This is a genomic window from Umezawaea sp. NPDC059074 (genome assembly GCF_042738955.1).
Taxonomy (GTDB): domain Bacteria; phylum Actinomycetota; class Actinomycetes; order Mycobacteriales; family Pseudonocardiaceae; genus Umezawaea.
Genome location: NZ_JBHYHC010000024.1, coordinates 84,260 through 91,866, shown reverse-complemented (window position 1 = coordinate 91,866; position 7,607 = coordinate 84,260). Strand labels below are relative to the sequence as shown.

Sequence of the window (7,607 nt, the reverse complement as noted above, 5' to 3'; positions counted from 1 at the left end):
CAAAAAGATCCATATGGATAGAGGCGAGCGGCAGCCGTGTCCAGCAGTAGTCCTGCGTCACAGTTCGGCCCCAATGAGTGGTTGGTCGAGGAGATGTACGAGCAGTTCCTCGCCGATCCGTCGTCCGTAGACCCGGCGTGGCACGATTTCTTCGCCGACTACAAGCCGACGCAGCGGGCAGCCGGCAGCGGGGGCGTCACGGCGTCCTCCGCCGGTTCGACGACGACCACCACCACGACGCGTGCGGTCGAGAACGGGCAGGCTCCCAAGGCCACCACGCCCGCTCCGCAGCAGGCCGCGCCACAGCAGGCCGCGCCTGCCGTCAAGCCTCCGGCTCCCAAGGCGGCGGCGCCGAGCAAGCCCGCGCCGCAGCAGGCCGCGAAGGCCGCGCCGGTGAAGCCCGCCGAGGGCGAGGAGCAGAAGCAGCTCCGCGGTGCTTCCGCCGCGATCGCGAAGAACATGGAGCTGTCGCTCACCGTTCCGACCGCGACGAGCGTGCGCGCCGTGCCCGCGAAGCTGCTGGCCGACAACCGCATCGTGATCAACAACCACCTGAAGCGGACGCGGGGCGGGAAGGTCTCCTTCACGCACCTGATCGGCTACGCGGTCGTCCGGGCGCTCAAGGCGTACCCGAACATGAACAACCACTACGCGACGGTGAACGACAAGCCGTTCGTGATCAGCCCCGAGCACGTCAACTTCGGCCTGGCGATCGACCTGCCCGGCAAGGACGGCTCGCGCACCCTCGTGGTGGCCTCGATCAAGGGCTGCGAGGACATGACGTTCACGCAGTTCTGGCAGGCCTACGAGGACCTGATCCGCAAGGCCCGCACCGGCGGTCTGGGCACGGAGGACTTCTCCGGCACCACGATCTCGCTGACCAACCCCGGCACGATCGGCACGAACCACTCGGTCCCGCGCCTCCAGGCGGGCCAGGGCACGATCGTCGGCGTCGGCGCGATGGAGTACCCCGCGCACTTCCAGGGCACCAGCGAGCAGGCCCTGACGGACATGGGCGTCAGCAAGGTCATCACGCTGACCTCGACGTACGACCACCGGATCATCCAGGGCGCCGAGTCCGGCGAGTTCCTGCGCCGCGTGCACCAGCTGCTGCTGGGCGAGGACGGCTTCTACGACGACGTGTTCACGTCGCTGCGGCTGCCGTACGAGCCGATCCGCTGGGTCGCGGACATCCCCGAGGGCTCGGTCGACAAGACCGCCCGCGTGATCGAGCTGATCGACGCGTTCCGCACGCGCGGCCACCTGATGGCCGACACGGACCCGTTGAACTACCGCCAGCGCAGCCACCAGGACCTCGACGTCCTGTCGCACGGCCTGACGCTGTGGGACCTGGAGCGCGAGTTCCCGGTCGGCGGGTTCGCGGGCAAGGAGCGGATGAAGCTCCGGGACATCCTGGGTGTGCTCCGCAACTCCTACTGCCGCACCGTCGGCGTCGAGTACATGCACATCCTCGAGCCCGAGGAGCGCAACTGGATCCAGGAGCGCGTCGAGGTCCCGCACGAGAAGCCGCCAGCCACCGTGCAGAAGTACATCCTCAGCAAGCTCAACGCCGCCGAGGCGTTCGAGACGTTCCTCCAGACCAAGTACGTCGGCCAGAAGCGGTTCTCGCTCGAGGGCGGCGAGACGGTCATCCCGCTGCTGGACGCGGTGCTGGACAAGGCCGCCGAGCACGAGCTGGACGAGGTCGTCATCGGCATGCCGCACCGCGGCAGGCTGAACGTCCTGGCGAACATCGTGGGCAAGCCGATCTCGCAGATCTTCCGCGAGTTCGAGGGCAACCTCGACCCCGGCCAGGCGCACGGCTCCGGCGACGTGAAGTACCACCTCGGCGCCGAGGGCAAGTACTTCCGGATGTTCGGCGACGGCGAGACGAAGGTGTCGCTGACGGCGAACCCGTCGCACCTCGAAGCGGTCGACCCGGTGCTCGAGGGCATCGTGCGGGCGAAGCAGGACATCCTCGACAAGGGCGGCGACGGCTTCTCCGTCCTCCCGGTCGCGATGCACGGCGACGCCGCGTTCGCGGGCCAGGGCGTGGTCGCGGAGACGCTGAACCTGGCCCTGGTGCGCGGTTACCGCACCGGCGGCACGGTGCACGTGGTCGTGAACAACCAGGTCGGCTTCACCACCGCGCCGGAGAACTCGCGGTCGTCGAAGTACTCGACGGACGTCGCGAAGATGATCGGCGCGCCGGTCTTCCACGTGAACGGCGACGACCCGGAGGCCTGCTACTGGGTCGCGAAGCTGGCGGTGGACTACCGGCAGGCGTTCAACAAGGACGTCGTGATCGACATGGTCTGCTACCGCCGCCGCGGCCACAACGAGGGCGACGACCCCTCGATGACGCAGCCCGCCATGTACGACGTGATCGACACCAAGCGCTCGGTGCGCAAGACCTACACCGAGTCGCTGATCGGCCGCGGCGACATCTCCGTCGAGGAGGCGGAGAAGGCGTTGCAGGACTTCTCCAGCCAGTTGGAGCACGTCTTCAACGAGGTCCGCGAGCTGGAGAAGCACCCCGCCAAGGCCAGCCCGTCGGTCGAGTCCGAGCAGCAGGTGCCCGCGAAGCTCCCCACCGGGGTCAGCATCGAGGTGCTGGAGAAGATCGCCGACGCGCACGTCAACCTCCCGGAGGGCTTCACGCCGCACGCGCGCGTCAAGCCGGTCCTGGAGCGGCGCGCGAAGATGGCCCGCGAGGGCGGCATCGACTGGGCGTTCGCCGAGCTGCTCGCGTTCGGCTCGCTGACCCTGGAGGGCCGTCTGGTCCGCCTGGCCGGTCAGGACTCGCGACGCGGCACGTTCGTGCAGCGCCACGCGGTGCTGGTCGACCGCAAGACCGGCGCGGAGTACACGCCGCTGCAGAACCTGTCGGACGACCAGGGCAAGTTCATGGTCTACGACTCGGTGCTGTCGGAGTTCGCCGCGCTCGGCTTCGAGTACGGCTACTCGGTCGCGAACAGCGACGCGCTGGTGCTGTGGGAGGCGCAGTTCGGCGACTTCGTGAACGGCGCCCAGCCGGTCATCGACGAGTTCATCTCGTCCGGTGAGGCGAAGTGGGGCCAGCGCTCGGACGTCGTGCTGCTGCTGCCGCACGGCCACGAGGGCCAGGGTCCCGACCACACGTCGGGTCGCATCGAGCGGTTCCTCCAGCTGTGCGCCGAGGGCTCGATGACGATCGCCGTGCCGTCGACGCCCGCGAACTACTTCCACCTGCTGCGCCGCCACGCCCTCGACGGCGTGAACCGGCCGCTGGTGGTGTTCACGCCCAAGTCGATGCTGCGCCTGAAGGCCGCGACCAGCCCGGTCGAGGACTTCACCGAGGAGCGGTTCAAGTCGGTCATCCAGGACCCGACGAAGCCGGACCCGTCGAAGGTCACCAAGGTCGTGCTGTGCAGCGGCAAGATCTACTACGAGCTGGCGGCCGAGCAGGAGAAGCGCGAGGTCAAGGACACCGCGGTCGTCCGGGTCGAGCAGCTCTACCCGGTGCCCGCCCGCAAGCTGACCGAGGCGCTGGAGCAGTACCCCAACGCCACCGAGGTCCGCTGGACGCAGGAGGAGCCCGCGAACCAGGGCGCGTGGCCGTTCTACGGCCTCGCGCTCCCGGAGCTGCTGCCCCCGCGCTTCCGCGTGGTCCGCGTGTCCCGCCGCCCGATGGCCGCCCCGTCGGCCGGGTCGAGCAAGGTGCACGAGGTCGAGCAGCGCGAGATCATCACGAAGGCGTTCGACTAGGTTTCACGCCCCGAGCCGCCGGAACCGAGCACGTGGGTTCCGGCGGCTCGGCCGTTCACGGAGGAATTCCGATGTACTTCACCGACCGCGGCATCGAGGAACTGGAAACGCGCCGGGGCGACGAGGAGGTCAGCTTCGCGTGGCTGGCCGACCGCCTGCGCGCGTTCGTCGACCTGAACCCCGACTTCGAGACCCCGATCGAACGCCTGGCCACGTTCCTGGCCCGCGACGACGAGGACGACGAGTGACGCGGTGGGGCCTCGGTCGAGGCCCCACCGAGCACTACCAGGCGTAGGCCTCCGGGGCGGACTTGGAGCCGTTCGGGCCGGGGGCCGGGAACAGGGTGTCGAGTTTGGCCAGTACCTCGGTGTCGAGCTTCAGCTCGGCGGCGTGGAGTGAGCCGTCGAGTTGGGCGGCGGTGCGCGGGCCGATGATCGGGGCCGTCACGCCCTCCTGGTGCAGCAGCCACGCCAGGCCGACGTCGGCCGGGTCCTCGCCGAGGTCGGCGCAGAGCTTCTCGTAGCCCTCGATGGCGTCGCGGTGCTTGGCCAGGCCGTCCTTGGCGCGGTCCGAGGTGCCGCGGGAGCCGCCGCCCTCGCGCTGCTTGCGCAGCACGCCGCCGAGCAGGCCGCCCTGGAGCGGCGACCACGGGATGACGCCGAGGCCGTAGTGCCTCGCGGCGGGCAGGACTTCGAGTTCCGCCCAGCGGTTGAGCAGGTTGTAGATGGACTGCTCGCTGACCAGGCCGAGGAAGTGCCGGTTGCGGGCGGCTTCCTGGGCTTGGGCGAGGTGCCAGCCCGCGAAGTTGGACGAGCCGAAGTAGAGCACCTTGCCCTGCTGGCGCAGGACGGAGAACGCCTCCCAGATCTCGTCCCACGGCGTCGCGCGGTCGACGTGGTGCATCTGGTAGAGGTCGATGTAGTCGGTCTTGAGGCGGCGCAACGAGTCGTCCGCCGCGCGGCGGATGTTCAACGCGGACAACAGGTTCGTGTTCGGCCAGTCGCCCATGCCGCCGTAGACCTTGGTGGCCAGCACGGTCCTCTCGCGCCGACCGCCGCCGGTGTCGAACCAGCGGCCGATGATCTGCTCGGTGACCCCCTCCCCCTTCTTCGCGCCGTAGACGTTCGCGGTGTCGAAGAAGTTGACGCCCTGCTCGTGGGCGCGGTCCATGATCGTGAAGCTGTCGGGCTCGGTGGTCTCGGGGCCGAAGTTCATCGTGCCGAGGCAGAGGCGGGACACGGAGAGACCGGAACGACCGAGGTGCGTGTACTCCATGCCCTCCAGCTAACCCCTCGAACGGTCCCGCCGCCACGTGGAGCGACTCCAGCTTCCACAAATTTGACAGTATTGACCTCGAATATTCGACACTGCCATTTCACCCGGTCGTGGAGTTAGTTTCATCTCGGTTCAACCAATTCCCTGCGGAGGACCCAGATGATGAAACAACTGCGCCGAGGAGCCGTTCTCACGGCGCTCGGGCTGACCGGGGCGGTCCTGTTCGCCCCGACCGTCACGGCCGCGCCGCTGGAGGAGGCCGTCCTCCACGCGTCCGGCTCGGAGGCCGTGCCCGGCAGCTACCTCGTGGTCTACAAGAAGGGCGTGAGCGCCGACGCCAACGCGCTCGCCACCCGCTACCAGGGCAAACTGGGCCGCTCGTTCACCTCGACCATCCAGGGCTTCTCGGTGCGGGGGCTGTCCGAGCAGCAGGCGCGGCGGCTGGCCGCCGACCCGGCGGTCGACTACGTGGAGCAGGACGCGATCGTCCGGGTGCAGGACACGCAGACCGATCCGGTGTGGGGGCTCGACCGGATCGATCAGCGCGAACTGCCGCTGGACAAGAAGTACACCTACGACAACACGGCGTCGAACGTGACGGCCTACGTCATCGACACCGGAATTCGCAAGTCCCATTCCGAATTCGAGGGGCGCGCGAGTTACGGTTACGACTTCGTCGACAACGACTCCGACGCCTCCGATTGCAACGGCCACGGCACGCACGTGGCGGGCACGGTCGCGGGCAAGACCTACGGGGTCGCGAAGAAGGCCAAGATCGTGTCGCTGCGCGTCCTGGGCTGCGACGGCTCCGGCTCGTTCGAGGGCATCATCTCGGCGATCGACTGGGTGACCGCGAACGGCGTGAAGCCCGCCGTGGTCAACATGAGCCTCGGTGGCAACGGCAGCAACGCCACCATGGAGAACGCGGTGCGCAAGTCCATCGCCGCGGGCTTCACCTACGCCCTCGCGGGCGGCAACAGCGGGCAGGACGCGTGCGGTTTCACGCCTGCCCGCACTCCGGAAGCCATCACGGTCGGCGCGGTCGACCAAGCGGGGAAGAGGTCGGTGTGGAACTCCTCAGCCAGCTCCAACTTCGGCACGTGCCTGGACATCTGGGCGCCGGGTACGGCTATCCGTTCGGCGTCGTACTCGAGTGACACCGGGTACACCGAGATGGGCGGCACGTCGATGGCCAGCCCGCACGTCGCGGGCGCCGCGGCGCTCTACCTCGGCGCGAACCCGAGCGCCACGCCCAAGCAGGTGCGCGACGCGCTGGTCGCCAACGCCACCAAGGACCTGTTGACCGACATCAAGTCCGGGTCGCCGAACCTGTTCCTGTACACGGGTTCCGGCGGCCAGAACCCGCCGAACCCGCCCGCGGGCAAGCTGACCGCCGCGACCTCCCCTGCCTCGCAGACGATCGGCAACGGCCAGGTCGGCACCACCACGGTGACCGTCCAGGGCGGCTCGGGCACGGTCCGGCTGTCCGCGACCGGCGGCCCGCAGGGGTCGTTGAAGTTCTTCCAGCCGTCGACGATCTCGGCGGCGGGCAGCTCGCAGCTCTCCGTGTACACCGGGTTCGGGTCGGCGGGGACCTACCCGATCACGATCACGGCCACGGACGGCGTGAACAGCGCCACCACGACGTTCACGCTGACCGTCAGGTAGCTGCGCGAACCGGGCCCGGTGTCACTCCCATTCCCAGCGGATGCCGAGGATGCCGGGCCCGGTGTCGTGCGCGACCAGGTGCGCGCTGTGGGTCGTGCCGATCCACAGGTCGCGCACGTCGCTCTCCGGGTCCTTCGACGTCTCGCGGCGGAACCGGTAGCAGCGCACGGGAACCGCGTCGGGGTGGAAGTTCACCTGGAGCACGTAGTCCCGCGCCCCGCGCAGGAACCGCCGGTCGGTGACCGAGCTGATCCCGCCGGGGTTCGACGCGATCCGGTAGTCGACCAGCGCCGTGTCCCCGGCGCGCAGCATCCGGTCGAACAGCACCTCGGCGATGAGGAACCCGTGCTCCTGCTCGGTGCGCACCCGGCCGAGGCGGCACGCCCCCTGCGCGGTGATCGTGCCGACGCTCTCGTCCTCCTCGTCGGCCCGCTGGATGGCGAGGAACCGGTCGATGCCGTCCTCGTCGGCGCGCAGCACGCCGCTGGACCGGAACTCGACCTCCCGGCCGTCCGGTCCGACGGTCATCACGTCGCGCCAGGTCAGGTAGGTGACGGGGGTGGGTTCCAGGTGGTCGACCTTGAGCATCAGCTCGTTGAGGCCGTCGGCCTGCACGTCCCAGATGCCCTCCAGCGTCAACGCGCGCTCGGCGGCCTGCTCGGTCCACCGGCCGCGCGGCCGCTTCGGGCCGAGGCTGCACAGCAGGTCGTCGACGCCGAGGATCTCCTCCAGCAGCTTGACCACGCGCAGCGACTCCGGCCGTTCGGGCCTGCTGCGGCCGCGCCGCCAGTAGCTCAACGTCGACACGCTCACCTGCGCGCCGCGCCGGGCCAGGTGGTGTTGAACCCGTTCCAGGCTCAGTCCGCCCGCCTCGATCGCCCGCGTCAGCGCGTCGCCGAAGTCCTCCGCCACAAGGA

General features: G+C 69.2%; 5 protein-coding genes. 3 read left to right on the top strand and 2 right to left on the bottom strand.

Annotation, left to right across the window (positions count from 1 at the left end):
* Positions 1–36 precede the first annotated feature (36 nt).
* Complete coding sequence (locus ACFWW9_RS14125; RefSeq protein ID WP_390376207.1) at positions 37–3,747, top strand: multifunctional oxoglutarate decarboxylase/oxoglutarate dehydrogenase thiamine pyrophosphate-binding subunit/dihydrolipoyllysine-residue succinyltransferase subunit; 3,711 nt, start codon at positions 37–39, stop codon at positions 3,745–3,747.
* Between the two features lie 71 nt (positions 3,748–3,818).
* Complete coding sequence (locus ACFWW9_RS14120; RefSeq protein WP_390376204.1) at positions 3,819–3,995, top strand: DUF6104 family protein; 177 nt, start codon at positions 3,819–3,821, stop codon at positions 3,993–3,995.
* A gap of 34 nt (positions 3,996–4,029) precedes the next feature.
* Here the strand turns inward: ACFWW9_RS14120 and ACFWW9_RS14115 are convergent, their stop codons facing one another.
* Entirely contained in the window at positions 4,030–5,022 is a 993-nt protein-coding gene (locus ACFWW9_RS14115; protein ID WP_390376201.1) for an aldo/keto reductase, read from the bottom strand.
* Between the two features lie 159 nt (positions 5,023–5,181).
* Here ACFWW9_RS14115 and ACFWW9_RS14110 point away from each other — a divergent pair, with 159 nt between their 5' ends.
* Positions 5,182–6,690, top strand: coding sequence for a S8 family peptidase (locus ACFWW9_RS14110; protein WP_390376198.1), 1,509 nt, complete (start codon positions 5,182–5,184; stop codon positions 6,688–6,690).
* Between the two features lie 21 nt (positions 6,691–6,711).
* Here ACFWW9_RS14110 and ACFWW9_RS14105 read toward each other — a convergent pair whose 3' ends face one another.
* Positions 6,712–7,602, bottom strand: a complete 891-nt coding sequence (locus tag ACFWW9_RS14105) for a multiprotein-bridging factor 1 family protein (RefSeq protein WP_390376195.1) — start codon at positions 7,600–7,602, stop codon at positions 6,712–6,714.
* Positions 7,603–7,607: the final 5 nt, after the last annotated feature.